Annotated in this window: 1 protein-coding gene; it reads right to left on the bottom strand. The window is 63.3% G+C overall.

The window, feature by feature from the left end:
- Positions 1–1,111, bottom strand: a 1,111-nt coding sequence (locus tag G1E_RS21990) for a carbon starvation CstA family protein (RefSeq protein ID WP_047150108.1), incomplete at both ends; no start/stop codon positions are given.

The following is a 1,111-nucleotide window of genomic DNA, read 5'->3' as shown; positions in this document are numbered from 1 at the left end:
AGCCGACCTTGATGGCAAAGAACAGCACACTGAACACCACCAGCAGGAACAGAATGGTCAGGCCGGCGTTGGTGTAGGCGTTGAAGATCACGTGTTGCATCTGCCCGATGTCCTTGGCCGGGGCCAGAACCTGGCCGGCGTCCAGGGCGGTGCTGTATTTCTTGGCCAGGGCCAGGAAACCTACAGCCGGGTTCGGGTCGAACAGCTTGATCAGGCCCGCCGCCGTGGTGCAGATCAGCAGCCAGGCTGCCGGCAGCAGGGTGACCCAGATGTAGCGCTCGCGCTTCATCTTGATCAGGACCACGGTGCCCAGCATCAGGGCAATACCCGCCAGCATCTGGTTGGAGATACCGAACAGTGGCCACAGGGTGTTGATACCGCCCAGCGGGTCGATCACGCCCTGGTACAGCAGGTAACCCCACAACGCTACACAACCGCCGGTGGCCAGCAGGTTGGCACCCCACGACTCGGTGCGTTTCAGGGCTGGTACGAAGCTGCCCAGCAGGTCTTGCAGCATGAAGCGCCCGGCACGGGTACCGGCGTCGACCGCGGTGAGGATGAACAGCGCCTCGAACAGGATCGCGAAGTGGTACCAGAACGCCATGGTGTTTTCACCCGGCAGCACCTGGTGCAGGATCTGCGCGATACCTACCGCCAGCGTGGGTGCACCCCCGGCACGGGCCAGGATGGTGTGCTCGCCAATGTCGCGGGCCACCGCCTCCAGTTGTTCGGGCGTAATCAGGAAGCCCCAGCTGCTCACGGTCTGCGCGACCGACGCCACATCGGCGCCGACCACGGCTGCCGGGCTGTTCATGGCGAAGTACACGCCAGGTTCGATCACCGACGCAGCCACCATGGCCATGATGGCCACGAACGACTCCATCAGCATGCCGCCATAGCCGATGTAGCGGGCGTTGGTTTCGTTATCCAGCAGCTTGGGCGTAGTGCCCGAGGAGATCAGAGCGTGGAAGCCAGACACCGCACCACAGGCAATGGTGATGAACAGGAACGGGAACAGGGTGCCCTTCCATACCGGGCCAGTGCCATCGGTGAACTGGGTCAGCGCCGGCATTTTCAGCTCGGGCATGGTCACCAGGATGCCGATGGCCAG

It is taken from the genome of Pseudomonas sp. TJI-51 (assembly GCF_000190455.2).
Taxonomy (GTDB): domain Bacteria; phylum Pseudomonadota; class Gammaproteobacteria; order Pseudomonadales; family Pseudomonadaceae; genus Aquipseudomonas; species Aquipseudomonas juntendi.
Note: the sequence above shows the minus strand (reverse complement) of the source record. Positions and strands in the feature narration are given on the sequence as shown.